Source organism: Dorea longicatena, from assembly GCF_024168045.1.
In the GTDB taxonomy this organism is placed as follows: Bacteria; Bacillota; Clostridia; order Lachnospirales; family Lachnospiraceae; genus Dorea_A.
In genome coordinates this window covers 1,647,916-1,663,994 of record NZ_CP100126.1, presented here as the reverse complement: position 1 = coordinate 1,663,994, position 16,079 = coordinate 1,647,916, and the positions used below count along the sequence as shown (strand labels likewise).

The 16,079-nt window shown below is 44.6% G+C and carries 18 protein-coding genes; 17 read left to right on the top strand and 1 reads right to left on the bottom strand.

Going from position 1 to position 16,079, the window contains the following annotated elements:
- The first annotated feature begins 644 nt into the window (after nt 1-644).
- From NKF87_RS07865 to NKF87_RS07805, 13 genes are all read left to right on the top strand, one after another.
- Nucleotides 645-1,583, top strand: coding sequence for a MurR/RpiR family transcriptional regulator (locus NKF87_RS07865; protein WP_028085848.1), 939 nt, complete (start codon nt 645-647; stop codon nt 1,581-1,583).
- Nucleotides 1,580-2,821 (top strand): NAD(P)/FAD-dependent oxidoreductase, encoded by a 1,242-nt coding sequence (locus NKF87_RS07860; protein ID WP_253583383.1) that lies wholly within the window; start codon nt 1,580-1,582, stop codon nt 2,819-2,821. The genes NKF87_RS07865 and NKF87_RS07860 overlap by 4 nt, the downstream gene beginning before the upstream one ends.
- Nucleotides 2,822-2,851: 30 nt before the next feature.
- Nucleotides 2,852-3,508 carry a (d)CMP kinase gene (gene cmk, locus NKF87_RS07855; RefSeq protein ID WP_028085846.1) on the top strand — a complete coding sequence of 219 codons (657 nt, stop codon included), beginning with the start codon at nt 2,852-2,854 and terminating at the stop codon, nt 3,506-3,508.
- Between the two features lie 31 nt (nt 3,509-3,539).
- Nucleotides 3,540-4,397: a 4-hydroxy-3-methylbut-2-enyl diphosphate reductase gene (ispH, locus tag NKF87_RS07850; RefSeq protein ID WP_118309988.1), complete on the top strand. Its 858-nt coding sequence runs from the start codon at nt 3,540-3,542 to the stop codon at nt 4,395-4,397.
- Nucleotides 4,378-5,463, top strand: a complete 1,086-nt coding sequence (gene rpsA / locus NKF87_RS07845) for a 30S ribosomal protein S1 (protein ID WP_117597383.1) — start codon at nt 4,378-4,380, stop codon at nt 5,461-5,463. The genes ispH and rpsA overlap by 20 nt, the downstream gene beginning before the upstream one ends.
- A 268-nt stretch (nt 5,464-5,731) precedes the next feature.
- Nucleotides 5,732-7,054 carry an electron transport complex subunit RsxC gene (gene rsxC, locus NKF87_RS07840; protein WP_118224343.1) on the top strand — a complete coding sequence of 441 codons (1,323 nt, stop codon included), beginning with the start codon at nt 5,732-5,734 and terminating at the stop codon, nt 7,052-7,054.
- Nucleotides 7,055-7,103: 49 nt separating this feature from the next.
- Complete coding sequence (locus NKF87_RS07835) at nt 7,104-8,033, top strand: RnfABCDGE type electron transport complex subunit D (RefSeq protein WP_055180443.1); 930 nt, start codon at nt 7,104-7,106, stop codon at nt 8,031-8,033.
- Nucleotides 8,033-8,614 (top strand): RnfABCDGE type electron transport complex subunit G, encoded by a 582-nt coding sequence (locus NKF87_RS07830; RefSeq protein WP_118377975.1) that lies wholly within the window; start codon nt 8,033-8,035, stop codon nt 8,612-8,614. The genes NKF87_RS07835 and NKF87_RS07830 overlap by 1 nt, the downstream gene beginning before the upstream one ends.
- A gap of 17 nt (nt 8,615-8,631) precedes the next feature.
- On the top strand, nt 8,632-9,351 hold the full coding sequence (gene rsxE / locus NKF87_RS07825) for an electron transport complex subunit RsxE (protein WP_028085840.1): 720 nt from the start codon (nt 8,632-8,634) through the stop codon (nt 9,349-9,351).
- Nucleotides 9,352-9,365: 14 nt separating this feature from the next.
- Nucleotides 9,366-9,941, top strand: a complete 576-nt coding sequence (locus NKF87_RS07820; RefSeq protein ID WP_117597385.1) for an electron transport complex protein RnfA — start codon at nt 9,366-9,368, stop codon at nt 9,939-9,941.
- A 13-nt stretch (nt 9,942-9,954) separates the two neighbouring features.
- Nucleotides 9,955-10,746, top strand: a complete 792-nt coding sequence (locus tag NKF87_RS07815) for an RnfABCDGE type electron transport complex subunit B (RefSeq protein ID WP_006427345.1) — start codon at nt 9,955-9,957, stop codon at nt 10,744-10,746.
- A gap of 16 nt (nt 10,747-10,762) precedes the next feature.
- Nucleotides 10,763-11,209 (top strand): DUF2752 domain-containing protein, encoded by a 447-nt coding sequence (locus NKF87_RS07810; RefSeq protein WP_253583382.1) that lies wholly within the window; start codon nt 10,763-10,765, stop codon nt 11,207-11,209.
- Nucleotides 11,210-11,251: 42 nt separating this feature from the next.
- On the top strand, nt 11,252-11,695 hold the full coding sequence (locus NKF87_RS07805; RefSeq protein ID WP_242998833.1) for a hypothetical protein: 444 nt from the start codon (nt 11,252-11,254) through the stop codon (nt 11,693-11,695).
- A 682-nt stretch (nt 11,696-12,377) separates the two neighbouring features.
- Here the strand turns inward: NKF87_RS07805 and NKF87_RS07800 are convergent.
- Nucleotides 12,378-13,379, bottom strand: a complete 1,002-nt coding sequence (locus NKF87_RS07800) for an FAD:protein FMN transferase (protein ID WP_253583381.1) — start codon at nt 13,377-13,379, stop codon at nt 12,378-12,380.
- A 162-nt stretch (nt 13,380-13,541) separates the two neighbouring features.
- On the opposite strand from NKF87_RS07800, the gene NKF87_RS07795 reads away from it, so the two are divergent.
- From NKF87_RS07795 to ruvB, 4 genes are read left to right on the top strand one after another with little or no spacing between them, the layout of a single operon-like run.
- The gene (locus NKF87_RS07795) at nt 13,542-13,907 is read left to right on the top strand and encodes a NusG domain II-containing protein (RefSeq protein WP_118225684.1); all 366 of its coding nucleotides are present in this window, start codon (nt 13,542-13,544) and stop codon (nt 13,905-13,907) included.
- Nucleotides 13,908-13,917: 10 nt separating this feature from the next.
- The gene (locus tag NKF87_RS07790; protein ID WP_028085834.1) at nt 13,918-14,409 is read left to right on the top strand and encodes a Gx transporter family protein; all 492 of its coding nucleotides are present in this window, start codon (nt 13,918-13,920) and stop codon (nt 14,407-14,409) included.
- A gap of 10 nt (nt 14,410-14,419) precedes the next feature.
- Nucleotides 14,420-15,034 carry a Holliday junction branch migration protein RuvA gene (gene ruvA / locus NKF87_RS07785; protein ID WP_055283816.1) on the top strand — a complete coding sequence of 205 codons (615 nt, stop codon included), beginning with the start codon at nt 14,420-14,422 and terminating at the stop codon, nt 15,032-15,034.
- Nucleotides 15,035-15,050: 16 nt separating this feature from the next.
- Nucleotides 15,051-16,052, top strand: coding sequence for a Holliday junction branch migration DNA helicase RuvB (ruvB, locus tag NKF87_RS07780; protein WP_117597388.1), 1,002 nt, complete (start codon nt 15,051-15,053; stop codon nt 16,050-16,052).
- Nucleotides 16,053-16,079 lie beyond the last annotated feature (27 nt).

Sequence of the window (16,079 nt, the reverse complement as noted above, 5' to 3'; positions counted from 1 at the left end):
ATAAGAACCGAATACATTCGGACGGAAAATCCTGATGATTTTCCGCCTCAGGTATTCTTTTGGGATGTGCTTGTAGCACATCCCAAATCTTATTTTATCGTCTTTTTTTCACCAACTCCTTGCAAAGCACCCTGCGAATGCATTGAACCAGGAACTTCTACACTTGACTGTTCGTGAAAATATACGAGGATAGCGGGGAGTGTGGCTTTTCAGGAAGTAGTGGAAAAAGCGAGATGAAAAACGTTTTCCGGCGGAGCCCCAATAGCTTGGTGGTAACAGTAAATTCACTTCCGGTTGTCGGAGTGTATGGCTGAGGGAGATGTGGAGGTTTGGGTGGATGGGCATCCGTTGGCGGGAGTAGAAGATGTTAAAAGAAAGTTTGGGCAAAATAAGGATTCGCTCTGTGCTACAGGCACAGAGCGAAAGAATACCTGAGGTGAGAAATCATCAGATTTCTCGCCGAATGTATTCGGTGCCTGGTTTTACCCAAGCTTTCTTTGTTACATCTTCTTCCCGTCCATAAGCGCCCATCCACCCAAACCTCCACATCTCCCGTCCCCACACACCCTGACACCGACATCCGATTGACTATTCCCCCACAAAGCTATATAATAAAACCATTGTTTGAAAAAGAGGTACATCGCATGAGCGTAAAAAATGAACTGCTGAAGATGATTGATGAAAGATATCAGAAATTCAGCAAAGGACAGAAAAAACTGGCGGATTTTATCCGTGAGGATTATGATAAAGCGGCTTTTTTGACGGCTGCGAAGATGGGGGAAGAGGTTGGTGTCAGTGAATCGACAGTTGTGAGATTTGCAACTGCCCTTGGATATGACGGATATCCGGAGTTCCAGAAGGCTCTGGGAGAACTGGTGCGGATGAAGCTGAATTCCATCCAGCGTATGGAAGTGACGTATGGGCGGATCAGCCAGGGGGAGATCCTTGCTTCGGTTTTGCATTCGGATATTGAGAAGATCAAGCTTACGATGGAAGCAATTGACCATGAGGCATTTGAAATGGCGGTAGATACGATCTTAAAAGCAAAACGGATCTATGTGATCGGAATCAGAAGCTGCTCGCCGCTTGCAAGCTTCTTAAGCTTTTATCTGAATCTGATCTGCGAGAATGTAACGGCTGTCAATACGAATAGTTCCAGCGAGATTTTTGAACAACTGATCCGTGTCAGTGAAGATGATGTGGTGATAGGGATCAGTTTTCCGAGATATTCCATGCGTACTTTGAAAGCACTGGAATTTGCAAGCAATCGGAAAGCTACGGTGATCACACTGACAGACAGTGTACATTCTCCGATGACGTTGTATTCTTCCTGCAACCTGATCGCAAGAAGCGATATGGCATCCATTGTAGATTCACTGGTGGCACCTTTGAGTGTGATCAATGCACTGGTCGTAGCGCTCTGTATGAAGAAGCAGAAAGAGGTTATTACAACGCTTGAGACACTGGAACAGATATGGGATGAATATCAGGTGTACAGTAAGGATGAACTGAATATGGTGGGGGATCGAGTTGAACTTTCCGGAAATGAAAAAGGAAAACCAGAGAAGGATAATGGAAGATGAGTAAAGTAGTTATCGTTGGAGGAGGAGCGGCAGGAATGTTCGCTTCTATCGCAGCAGCCGAATGCGGACATCAGGTTGTAGTATATGAGAAGAATGAAAAGCTTGGAAAAAAATTGTATATTACAGGAAAAGGAAGATGCAATATAACCAATGCCTGCGATATGGAAGGATTATTTGAGGCAGTCAGAACAAATGCAAAGTTCTTATACAGCAGTTTTTACGGATACACGAATCAGCAGGTGATCGATTTCTTTGGGCGGATCAATGTGCCGGTGAAGATTGAACGTGGAGACCGTGTATTTCCGGTGTCGGATCGTTCTTCGGATGTCATCCGTGGTCTGGAACGGGAGATGGACCGTCTGGGCGTGGAAGTGCATCTGCGCACGGCAGTAAAAAAAATAGTGGAAAAAGGCGGACATTTTGAAAAAGTAATACTGGGAGACCAGACGCAGGTTTGTGCAGATGCATGTATCGTGGCAACGGGCGGATTATCTTATCAGTCAACCGGATCCACCGGTGATGGCTTCCGCTTTGCAGAAAGCCTCGGTCATACCGTGACGGAATGTATGCCGGCGCTGGTACCGATGGAATGCAAAGAGGACTGGGTGTCTGAACTGCAGGGGCTTTCTCTTCGGAATGTTAATGTGACGATCTGTGACGGAAAGAAAAAGCTGTACGACGATTTCGGAGAAATGTTATTTACGCATTATGGTGTGAGCGGACCGCTGATCTTAAGTGCGAGCAGTTATGTCGGAAAGAAACTGAAAGCAAAAGAACTGACGCTTAAGATCGATCTGAAACCGGCGCTTTCAGAGGAGCAGCTGGATCACAGGGTGCTCCGTGAATTTGAGGAGAATCAGAACCGTCAGTTTAAGAATGCGGTACACAAGCTGTTCCCGTCAAAACTGATTCCGGTTATGATCGAATTGAGCGGGATCGATCCGGAAAAGAAAGTCAATGTGATCACAAAAGAAGAACGTCTGGGATTCGTCAGACTGATCAAGAATCTTGAGTGTACGCTTACAGGTCTGAGAGATTACAATGAAGCGATCATCACAAAAGGTGGAATCAAGATCAAAGAAGTCGATCCGGGAACGATGGAATCAAGACTTGTGAAAGGATTGCATTTTGCCGGAGAGGTTCTGGATCTGGATGCAGTGACGGGTGGATTTAATCTTCAAATCGCCTGGTCTACAGCGTATGCGGCGGGAACCGGAATAGAAAGCGCAGATGAATAAAATAGAAAATAAAAACAGAGGAGAGATACCATGGGATATAATGTGGCGATAGACGGACCGGCAGGTGCCGGAAAAAGCACGATTGCGAAGCTTGTAGCAAAGGAAAAAGGATACATTTACGTAGATACAGGAGCCATGTACAGAGGTCTTGCGATTCATTTTCTGGATAAAGGGATCCAGCCGCAAGAGACAGAGAAAGTGATCGAAGCATGCAAGGATGCGGAAGTGACGATCGCATATGAAGATGCTGTACAGCATGTATACCTGAACGGAAAAGATATTTCATCACGTCTGAGAAATGAAGAGGTGGGAAATATGGCATCTGTAACCTCCGCAATTCCGGAAGTGCGTAAGAAACTGCTGGAATTGCAGCAGAATCTTGCAAAGACACAGAATGTGATCATGGACGGAAGAGACATCGGAACCTGTGTTCTTCCGCATGCGGATGTGAAAGTATATCTGACGGCAAGCGTTGAGACGCGAGCTAAGAGACGTTACCAGGAACTGCAGGAAAAAGGGGAAGACTGTAATCTGGAAGAGATCGCACATGACATTGAAGAGCGTGACCGCAGAGATATGACGCGTGAGATCGCACCGCTGAAGCAGGCGGAGGATGCGGTTCTTGTAGACAGCTCGGACATGACGATCGCCGAAGTGGTGAAAACGATCGTAGATCTGTGTAGATAGATAATGTAGGCAGAGAAAGGAATTGCATGATATGAATGTCGAACTTGCAAAGACAGCAGGATTCTGTTTCGGAGTGAAGCGTGCGGTAGATACCGTATACCAACAGATAGAACAATATCGGGGAGAGAAGATATTTACCTACGGACCGATCATCCATAATGAAGAAGTAATCAAGGATCTGAGGAGCCACGGTGTAGAAGTCCTGAATGATGAAGAAGAACTGAAAACGGCAGATGCGGATGTGGTAGTGATACGGTCCCATGGTGTGGCGAAATATATCTACGATATCATGGAAGAACGTGGAATCACCTGTGTGGATGCAACGTGTCCTTTCGTGAAGAAGATTCATAAGATCGTTGCAGAAAAAAGCGCAGAGGGGTCATACATTGTGATTGTCGGAAACGGTGAGCATCCGGAGGTGCAGGGAATCCGCGGCTGGGCAGGAGAACAGGTGACGGTGGTGCAGACACAGGAAGATGCAGAACGATTTGAATTGCCGGATAAAGATCAGAAAGTATGTATCGTGGCCCAGACGACATTTAACTACAATAAATTCAAAGAATTAGTTGAAATTATTTCGAAAAAGAGGTATGATATAGTTGTTTTAAATACGATTTGCAATGCGACGAAAGAAAGGCAGACTGAAGCCCGTCAAATTGCAGCGAGAGTAGATGCTATGGTTGTGATAGGTGATAAACGTAGTTCGAATACTCAGAAGCTATTTGAAATCTGCAAAGAGGAATGTTTGAATACGTACTATATACAGACACTTGACGATTTGGATATTAATCAATTAAGGTCCGTGGAATCAGTAGGTATTACAGCAGGGGCATCCACGCCCAATAAAATAATTGAGGAGGTTCAAAATAATGTCAGAATTAACTTTTGAACAAATGTTAGAAGAGTCTTTTAAGACAATAAGAAATGGAGAGGTTGTAGATGGTACAGTCATCGACGTTAAACCTGATGAAATCATCTTGAATATAGGCTACAAAGCAGACGGTATCATTACAAGAAACGAATATACTAACGAGGCAAATGTTGATCTTACAACAGTTGTATCTGTTGGTGATCAGATGAGCGCAAAAGTCCTGAAGGTAAATGACGGAGAAGGACAGGTTCTGCTGACATACAAGAGACTTGCAGCAGAAAAAGGAAATGAAAGATTAAAAGAAGCATTCGAGAATCATGAAGTATTAAAAGCTCCTGTAACTCAGATTCTTGGCGGTGGATTAAGCGTAGTAGTTGACGAAGCAAGAGTATTCATTCCTGCAAGCCTTGTTTCTGACACATATGAAAAAGACCTGAGCAAATATCAGGGACAGGAGATCGAGTTCGTGATCAGCGAGTTCAATCCTAGAAGAAACCGCGTGATCGGTGACAGAAGACAGCTTCTTGTTGCTGAACGTGCTGAAAAACAGAAAGAACTGTTTGCAAAGATCAGTGTAGGAGACAGAATGGAAGGAACTGTAAAGAACGTTACAGATTTCGGAGCATTCATCGATCTTGGAGGAGTAGATGGCCTTCTTCATATCTCCGAAATGTCTTGGGGACGTGTTGAGAATCCTAAGAAAGTATTCCAGGTAGGAGATAAAGTGGAAGTGATGATCAAAGATATCCATGATACAAAGATTGCACTCAGCCTGAAATTCCCGGAGACAAATCCATGGGCAAATGCAGCAGAGGATTATGCAGTAGGAACAGTGATCACAGGAAAAGTTGCAAGAATGACAGACTTCGGAGCATTCGTTGAATTAGCTCCTGGAGTAGATGCATTACTTCATGTTTCACAGATTTCAAGAGCTCATGTTGACAAACCGTCAGACGTACTTTCAGTAGGACAGGAGATCACAGCTCAGGTCGTAGACCTGAACGAAGCTGAGAAGAAGATCAGCCTGAGTATGAAAGCATTAGAGCAGCCGGAAGAAGCTTCTGAAGAGACAGACGCTGAATAATATTGTGACAGATATACAAGGATAGAGGTGATTTCCTCTATCCTTTCTGAAGCTAAAGATAATAATGAGCTGGGATAAGTAAAAAGGCTCAATGATGTACTATCTTGGGAAACCTGCCTATGGCAGGTTTTCTGTGCGTATATGCATTTGTTAAAAATGCGACAAGATGTTCATGAAAATATACAATGGAATTAGTCACTTTCTATAGAAAATTGTCTATTTTTCCTGTATATTATATAAAGAGTAAATAGGAAGGAAGGAAAAAAGGATGGCATTGTTAACATTTAAGGGTGGAATCCACCCGGATGACGGCAAGAGCCTGGCTAAAGATAAGGCAATTGTCGAAGTAAAACCTAAGGGCGATCTGGTGTATCCTGTATCACAGCATATCGGTGCTCCGGCAAATCCTGTGGTAGCTGTTGGCGATCATGTTTTAAAAGGCCAGATGATAGCAGAAGCAGGAGGATTTGTGTCTGCTCCGATCTATGCATCTGTATCCGGAACAGTAAAGGCTATTGCACCGCATCTGAACCCGACAGGCGGAAGAGTGAACAGTATCGTGATCGAGAATGATGGCGAGTACAAAGAAGTGGAATATCCGGAAGTGACTCCGTTAGAGGATATGAGCAAAGAAGACATTCTGAATGCGATTGGAACAGCGGGAGTTGTAGGTATGGGGGGTGCAGGTTTCCCTACCAGAGTAAAGCTTTCACCGAAGGAACCGGAAAAGATTGATTATATCATTGCAAACTGTGCAGAGTGTGAGCCATATATCACCGCTGACTACAGAACAATGATCGAGACTCCGGAAAAGCTGGTCGGAGGAATGAAGATCATTCTCCGTCTGTTCGACAACGCAAAGGGAATCTTTGGCGTAGAGGACAACAAACCGGATTGTATCGAAAAATTAAAAGAACTGACGAAAGATGAACCACGTATCGAGGTGATGGCTCTGAAGACCAAGTATCCTCAGGGTGGTGAGCGTCAGCTTATCTATGCAACAACAGGACGTGCGATCAATTCTGCAATGCTTCCGGCAGATGCAGGATGCGTTGTGGATAACGTGGCTACAATGGTAAGTGTTTACCAGGCAGTGGTAGAAGGAAAGCCTTCTATGGAGCGTGTAGTGACAGTCAGTGGTGATGCGGTTGCAGAACCAGGTAACTTCAGAGTTCCGTTTGGTATTAATCAGCAGGAACTGGTAGAAGCAGCAGGAGGATTTAAGACAGAGCCTGAGAAACTCATCTCCGGTGGTCCGATGATGGGATTCTCCATGTTCTCATTAGATGTACCTGTAACAAAGACATCTTCATCAATTCTTGGATTTACCAAAGATGAAGTGGCTAAGATGGAGCCGTCTGCATGTATCAACTGCGGACGCTGTGTAGAAGCCTGTCCAAGCCGCCTGATTCCATCGAGACTGGCGGATTATGCAGAACATCATGACGAAGAGAAGTTTACAAAACATGAAGGACTCGAATGTATGGAATGTGGTTCGTGCAGTTTCGTATGTCCGGCAAAACGGCCGCTGAAACAGGCAATCGGATCTATGAGAAAGATTGCTTTAGCGAACCGTAGAAAGAAAAAATAAAACAAGAAAGAAGAAGAGGTGAACAAAAGTGAGTGAGAACAATTTGAAAATGTCATCTTCACCACATATTCGTTCCAAAGCGACTACCAGTAATATTATGATGCTGGTGGCCATCGCACTTTTGCCGGCATCTGCATTTGGTGTATGGAACTTTGGACTGCCGGCATTCGGAATGCTGGTTACAACAACGGTTGTAGCAGTATTGACGGAATACATATACGAAAAATTAATGCACAAGAAGATTACGATCAATGACTGGAGTGCAGCAGTAACAGGACTGTTACTCGGACTGAATATGCCTCCTACAGCTCCGTGGTGGATGGGAGCAATCGGTAGTGTATTTGCTATTCTGATCGTAAAACAGTTATTCGGAGGTCTGGGACAGAACTTTATGAACCCGGCTCTCGGCGCAAGATGCTTCCTTCTGCTTTCATTTACAAGCCAGATGACAAGCTTTGTATATGACGGTGTGACAGGGGCTACACCACTTGCACAGTTAAAAGCAGGTAATACAGTGAATACGATGGATATGCTGATCGGTAGAATTCCTGGAACAATCGGTGAGACATCCGTGATCGCAATCGTGATCGGAGCAATCTTCCTGATTCTTATGGGAGTAATTGATCTCAGAATTCCTGGAACATACATTGTTACATTTGTGATCTTTGTCGGAATCTTCGGACATATTGCAAATCCGGATGTCGGATTCTTTGATCCACAGTACATCACAGCACATCTCTGCGGAGGCGGACTGATGCTTGGTGCATGGTTCATGGCAACCGATTATGTAACATCTCCGATCACACCGAAAGGACAGTTTGTATACGGTATCATCCTTGGTGTGTTAACAGGTCTGTTCCGTCTGTTTGGCGGTTCCGCAGAAGGAGTTTCTTATGCGATCATCATCAGTAACCTTCTGGTGCCATTGATCGAGAGAGTTACTCTTCCAAAACCATTTGGTAAAGGAGGAGAAAAATAATGAATAAGATTGTTAAGAATACACTGATCCTTACACTGATTACTGTAATTGCAGGATTCCTTCTTGGTGCGGTATATGAAATTACCAAGACTCCGATCGCACAGGCACAGGAGACAGCCAAAAAAGAAGCATGGCAGGCAGTATTTTCAGATGTAAAACTGGATGATTTCAAAGCAGAAGATGTAGATCAGAAGGCTGCAGACAAAGCTGTAAAAGATATGGGTGTCAATGCAACGATCGACGAAGTCTGTACAGCAGGTGATGCAGGATATGTCATCACAACAACAGACAAAGACGGATTCGGCGGCAATATCCAGATTACAGTTGGTATTAAGAAAGACGGTACGATCAACGGTGTATCTATTCTTTCTATCAGCGAGACAGCAGGTCTTGGTATGAAAGCTACAGAGCCTTCATTCTATAACCAGTATGTGAATAAACAGGCTGATAAATTCGTGGTTTCCAAAGACGGTGGAGACGGAGAACAGATCGATGCCTTAAGTGGTGCAACCATTACTTCAAGAGCAGTAACAGGAGCTGTCAATGCAGCACTCGGATATTATCAGAATGCATTTAAATAAACAGGAGGTAGTTAGTCATGAATAAATGTACTGAAAGAGTATATAACGGTCTGATCAAAGAAAATCCTACCTTCGTTCTGATGTTAGGAATGTGTCCGACCCTGGCGGTAACAACATCCGCTATTAACGGTTTAGGTATGGGACTGTCCACAACAGTCGTACTTGTACTGTCGAATATGTTGATCTCTATGTTACGTAAGGTGATTCCGGATTCAGTCAGAATGCCGGCATTCATCGTAGTCGTAGCATCTTTCGTAACAATTGTACAGTTCCTTTTAGAGGGATTCGTTCCAAGTCTGTATGATTCACTTGGACTTTACATCCCGCTGATCGTTGTTAACTGTATTATCCTTGGACGTGCAGAAAGTTACGCATCCAAGAACCCGGTACTTCCATCTATCTTTGATGGTATTGGTATGGGACTTGGATTCACATTTGGTCTGACCTGTATCGCGATCGTGCGTGAGTTTATCGGAACCGGAGCAATCTTCGGTGTTCAGATTCTTCCACTTGCAGACGCAGCAGCAGGAAAAGGCGGATATGTACCGGTAACAATCTTCATCCTGCCGGCAGGAGCATTCCTTGTTCTTGCATTCCTGGTTGCAGGTATGAACAGACTGAAGAGACACGCAGCACAGAAAGGCAAGAAGATTGCCGAGCCACAGGGATGCGGCACAGACTGTGCATCATGCGGCGGATGCGGAAGCAAAGTATTCCCGACAGGGAATGAAGAGTAGGAGGAGTACATAGTATGAAAGAGTTATTGATTATTGCAATTGGTTCAGCTATCGTAAATAACGTTGTACTCAGCCAGTTCCTTGGAATCTGTCCGTTCCTTGGTGTTTCGAAGAAGGTTGAGACTGCAACCGGTATGGGTGGAGCAGTTGTATTCGTTATCACATTATCATCATTCTTTACGGGACTGATCTATAAATTCATCCTGGTTCCGCTGGGATTTGAATATCTGCAGACAATCGTATTTATTCTGTTTATCGCAGCTTTGGTACAGTTTGTAGAAATGTTCCTGAAAAAGAGTATGCCATCATTGTATAAAGCACTTGGTGTGTATCTTCCACTGATCACAACAAACTGTGCGGTTCTTGGTGTGGCACTTACAAATGTTCAGAAAGAATATTCTATCTTAGAAGGTGTTGTCAATGGTATTGGTACATCTGTCGGATTCCTGATCGCGATCGTGATCATGGCCGGTATCCGTGAGAAGATGGAATACAATGATATTTCAGAGTCCTTCCAGGGAACTCCGATCGTACTGATCACAGCTTGTCTGATGGCGATCGCGTTCTGTGGATTCTCAGGATTAATTTAGGAGGAGGCAGACAATGAGTGTTACAGGTATTATTCTTGCGGCAGTTATCGTAGGAGGCACCGGATTATTCATTGGTGTATTCCTCGGCGTTGCCGGTAAGAAATTTGCGGTAGAGGTAGATGAAAGAGAAGAAGCCATCCTGGGCGTTCTTCCTGGAAATAACTGCGGTGGCTGTGGTTATGCCGGATGTTCCGGACTTGCAGCAGCAATCGTAAAAGGAGAAGCTGAAGTCGGCGGATGTCCGGTCGGAGGCGCTCCGGTAGCAGCAAAAGTCGGAGAGATCATGGGCGTTGCTGCAGGTGCACAGGTACACGAAGTTGCATTTGTAAAATGTGGCGGAGACTGTGAGAAAGCAAAACAGGAATATGAATATCATGGACTGAGCGACTGTACTATGGTCAACATGATGCAGGACGGCGGACCGAAAGCCTGTTCTTATGGATGTCTTGGAGACGGAAGCTGTGTTCAGGCATGTCCGTTCGATGCGATTCACATTGTAAACGGTGTGGCAGTTGTAGATAAAGAAGCATGTAAAGCATGTGGAAAATGTGTAGCTGTATGTCCAAAACACCTGATCGAGATCGTGCCATATGATCAGAAACATCTGGTAAAATGTAATTCACAGGACAAAGGTAAAGCAGTTATGCAGGCATGTACAGCCGGATGTATCGGATGTAAGATGTGTGAGAAAGCATGTAAGTTTGAAGCTGTTACAGTGGAAAATAACATTGCGCACATCGACTACGAGAAATGTAAAGACTGTGGTGCCTGTGCAGTAAAATGTCCGAAGAAAGTTATCTCATAACAGGATGAAAAAGATATTGAAAGACGGATTTGTATTATTAAAAAATGATATAAAGAAGGCAAAATGGGCGGTTATATTTATAATCGCCTATTTTGTATTTGGAAGTCAATTTCTGCCGGGTATCTGCCCTATGGTCTGGATCACGGGATTTCCCTGTCCGGCATGCGGACTTACAAGAGCAGGAATCCGGCTTTTACAGCTGGACTTCAAAGGAGCATGGAAGATGCACCCGTTTATCTATGCATTTGCAGCAGGTGTGGTGATATTTGCATGGAAGCGCTATATCTGTAAGAAGCCGATTGGAAAATGGTTTAAGACAGGCTGTGTCGTGTGTGTGGTTCTTATGGTGATTTACTACGTGTGGCGTATGTATCGGTATTTTCCGGACCAGCCGCCAATGAGTTATTACCACTATAATCTGCTTCGACTGCTTATGGATGTTGCGTTCGGAGCCCTGAAATGATAAGATAGACGCAAAAATAAGTAAGGCAAAGGAGAATGACAGATGGATGAAGAAAATAAGCAGGTAACCGCTGACGAGGTCTACAGTTACGGTGAATCAACAGAAAAACCGGCAGGAGAGCCGGAAGAGAAGGCGGAACCAGAGCCAGAGTCGGGAAAAAGTGAATCAGCAGATTCACAGGATAATAAATTCGTATATCAGGACAATCAATACGACTACAGCCAGCAGTACAGCCGGAACAGAAATGAGCAGTCAGACAACTCTCCAATGGACTTAAAAGACTGGATACTGACATTGATCGTATTACTGATCCCGTGTGTTGGAATAGTCATGTATTTCGTATGGGCATTCGAAAGTAACGGTAATATTAACCGGAGAAACTTCTGCAGAGCACAGCTGATCATATTCGCAGTATTACTGGGGATTTATCTGGTGTTGTTTATGTTGTTCGGCGTGGTTGCATTTAGCCGGGTGGTGGGCTATTAAATTTGTTTGGGATTTAATTTATTAACGTAGTTGGCCTCTCGATCCTTGAAGAAAACAGTATAAAGTGGTTCTGGTTCAGGTTCCATGCTCTAAGAAAAACTAAGAGAGCCAGAATCTCCTAAAAGCAAAGGAACTACGCTCAAACTCGGCGTCCGCCTCAAACACGTTCGCTTCGTTCCTTTAACGGAGATTCTGACTCTCTAACTTTTCCTAAGAGCATTCCACATTCACCAGAACCACTTTATACTGTTTTCTTCAAGTCGTGACTGGCTGCGGATGTTAAGAAATGAAATATCCGAAACTATAACCTGGTGTAGTCCACTACGGTACACAATCTTGTCAAAAGCCTTGAAAATCCACTAATGACAGCTGATTACTGTAACCTTCCGCTGCCACAACGGTTACGCATTTGTCATTTCATTCGTAAGGCATTTGATACACACGGAATAAAACTTGGAAAGGCGTTCCAGTGAATGTGAAAGAGGCGTTGGTAATTCTTAAGGGGTAAAATTCTGCGTTAGGTTTTCAAAATTTGACTGTTTGAGGCGTATGCCGAGTTTCAAATTTTGAAAGCCTGCTTTTAGCAGAATTTTACCCCTTTAGAATTGACCCGCCGATGGAACCTGAGCAGGAACGCCTTTCCAAGCTTTATTCCGGTTCGGGTATTCACAGCCTTCCTGAATTAAATCCCAATTTTATGCACCTTCTCATCATCCGTAATAAATATCGCCTTCACTCCATCCATACTCTGGATCAGTTCCATTCCTTTCTCGTATCCCAGTAGAAAGCAGGTTGTGCTGAGTGCATCTGCTTTTGTAGAAGAGTCTGTGATGATCGATACACTGTAAAGATTGTTCTCGCACGGATATCCGGTCCGTGGGTCCAGGATGTGATGATATAGTTTTCCGTTTTTCTTAAAATACCGTTCATAGATTCCGGAAGTTACAACTGTCTGGTCTTTTAACTGTACAGAGGTGATAGCTTCACCGGATTCATCGAAAGGTTTCTGGATTCCGATGTTGTATTTGCTTCCGTCGGGTTTGGTGCCGATGACATCAACATTTCCTCCAAGATTGATGATCGCATGTTTTATCCCTTGCTTTTTGAGATATGTTTTCACCTGGTCGGCAATGTATCCTTTGGCGATGGCTCCCAGATCGATGCCGGCTTCGGGATCTTCCAGTGTAACGGTGTTATCCTGAATGTCGACCTTTGTGTAATCAACGTGGCTTACGGCCTGGGCAATGGCATCGGAAGATGGAACCGTTGGTTTATCTGCCTTGAAATCCCAGAGAGCCGATACCGGTTCAATGGTGAGATCAAAGGCACCGCCGGAAAGTTCGCTGTAATGGATACCCTCCTGAATAAGATTGGCCGTTTCGGAAGAGACAGTGAAGGGCTGACCGTTTGCGTGGTTTAATTTATAAAGTTCACTGTCTGTATTGGTGGTGGAGAACATTGTGTCATATTTTTCGCAAAGTTTCTTCAGACCATCCAGAATACTTTCATCTGCAGGATCAAGGATCTGGATTTTGATGACAGTGTCAAAGAGCATATCGGTATAAGTAAGATCCTGATCGGTCTGTGTACTGCTTTTTGCGCCGGAGCATCCGGTCAAGAGAAGAGCAGAGGCAGTGAGAACCGCACTGAGTTTTTTTATGATATTATTTTTTTTACATTTCATAATACTAATAACCTCGTAGTTGATGATTTTCTATCATGTATTTACATAACTTGTAGTATAACATGAAAAAAAACAGATGCAAACCAAACATATTTTCTTTTTGGTTGAATGGGACAATTTCTTGTGATAGAATAGTACCGTTAGTGGACAAGGAGAGAACGTATGAATTGGAAAAAAAAAGATGCGGTTCTTATATTGACAGTTCTTTTGATTGCCGGTGCAGCTTTCGGTGTACATGAATTTGCCGGCGGGGATGGAGCTGATACCGTGACTGTGAAGGTGGATGGTAAGGTGACAGGAACCTATCCGCTCGCAAAGAATCAGAAGATTAGGATCAATGGCGGTACGAATATACTTACGATAAAGAACGGAAAAGCGAAGATGACAGATGCAGACTGTCCGGATCAGTTGTGTGTACATCAGAAAGCAGCTTCAAAGAATCATGAGAGCATTATCTGTCTGCCGAATAAAGTGGTGGTTGAGGTAGACGGAAGTGAAGAAAGTGAATTTGATGCAGTGGCAAATTAGGAGGGACATTGTGAAGAACAGAGTGGCATATTTTGGAGTGTTTACGGCACTGGCGCTGATATTCAGCTATGTGGAGACGCTGATCCCTATCAATTTCGGAATCCCGGGAGTGAAGCTCGGGCTTGCGAATCTGGTGATCGTGATCGCGTTATATAAGATGAAGCTGACGGAGGTATATCTGTTGTCTGTGGTCAGAGTACTACTGTCAGGATTCATATTTGGAAATTATTTCAGTATCATTTACAGCCTGGCCGGTGGATTGTTAAGTCTGACGGTAATGGCGCTCTTGAAGAAGAGCAAAGGATTCAGTGTGATGGGAATCAGTGTGGCGGGCGGAGTGTTCCACAATGTGGGACAGCTGATCGTTGCAATGCTTGTGGTGGAGACATTCAGTGTCGGTTATTATTTCCCGGTGCTTCTGGTCGCAGGACTGATCACCGGACTGGTGATCGGGATCGTGTCGGCGGAAATGTTGAAGAGAATTAAGAATATACAGTTTTGATGGAGGAACTATGATTACATATATACGTGGAATTCTGGAAGGAATGGAAGAAGACAAGGTCATTGTAGATGTCGGCGGTGTCGGATATGGAATCTACATGGCAGGAACCGCAATGGGCAGGCTTCCGGCTCTTGGAAAAGAAGTAAAGATCCACACCTATCTGCATGTAAAGGAAGATCTGATGCAGTTATATGGCTTTCTTACCAGGGATGAACTCCGTGTATTCCGGCTTCTGATCGGTGTCAGCGGGATCGGACCGAAAGGCGGTCTTGGGATTCTTTCGGCACTCGGACCCGATGATCTGAGATTTGCGGTTGCGTCGAATGATGTAAAGGCAATCCAGGCGGCACCGGGAATCGGTAAAAAGACGGCGGAGAAGCTGATTCTGGAATTAAAAGACAAGTTGAAGCTGGAGGATGCGCTTGAGAATACCGTGAATGCAGTGCAGAACACGGCAGATACATCTGCAGGCATGGCAAATGAGATGACAGGAGAAGCGGTACAGGCACTGGTTGCACTTGGGTATGGCAATACCGAGGCATTAAAAGCAGTCAGACAGGTAGAGATTACGGAAGAAATGAGTGTGGAAGATGTTCTCCGTCAGTCTCTGAAATATATGTTGTAGAAGGTAAGGCAGACAGATGAGCAGAAGAATTATGACGACTGAGAATCTGGAAGAAGATGTCAGGATCGAGAATCATTTAAGACCTCAGCTTCTGGAAGATTACATTGGTCAGGCAAAAGCAAAAGAAATGCTGAAGATTTATATTGAAGCGGCAAAGGCGAGGGGCGAGGCACTGGATCATCTCTTGTTCTATGGACCTCCGGGACTTGGAAAGACGACACTTGCGGGAATCATTGCCAATGAGATGAATGTAAATATGAAGATCACATCAGGACCGGCGATCGAAAAGCCGGGAGAGATGGCGGCAATCCTGAATAACCTGCAGGAAGGGGATGTCCTTTTTGTAGATGAGATCCACCGCCTGAACCGTCAGGTGGAGGAAGTGCTGTATCCGGCGATGGAAGACTATGCGATCGATATTATGATCGGAAAAGGCGCTTCGGCAAGATCGATCCGTCTGGATCTTCCAAAATTCACCCTGGTAGGGGCAACGACAAGGGCAGGTATGCTGACAGCGCCTTTGAGGGACCGCTTCGGTGTGGTGACCAGGATGGAATATTATACGGTCGAAGAACTGAAGATGATCATTTTACGTTCGGCAAAGGTTCTGGAAGTCGGGATTGATGAAAATGGTGCATATGCGATGGCGAGACGTTCGCGGGGGACTCCGAGACTTGCCAATCGTCTGTTAAAGCGTGTCCGGGATTTTGCCCAGGTGAAATATGACGGCTACATCACAGAAGAAGTGGCGGATTATGCACTGGATCTTCTGGATGTGGATAAGGAAGGTCTGGATCAGACGGACAGAGGGATCCTTCTGGCTATGATCGGGAAATTCGGCGGCGGCCCGGTCGGATTGGAGACGCTTGCGGCATCGATCGGAGAAGATCCGGGTACGATTGAGGATGTATATGAGCCATATCTGTTGAAGAATGGGTTTATTCAGAGAACTCCAAGAGGAAGAGTCGTGACGGATGCGGCATATGCCCATCTGGGAATTTGTAAGGAAAATGAATAAAATAGTTGGTTTTTCTTACAGATTAGT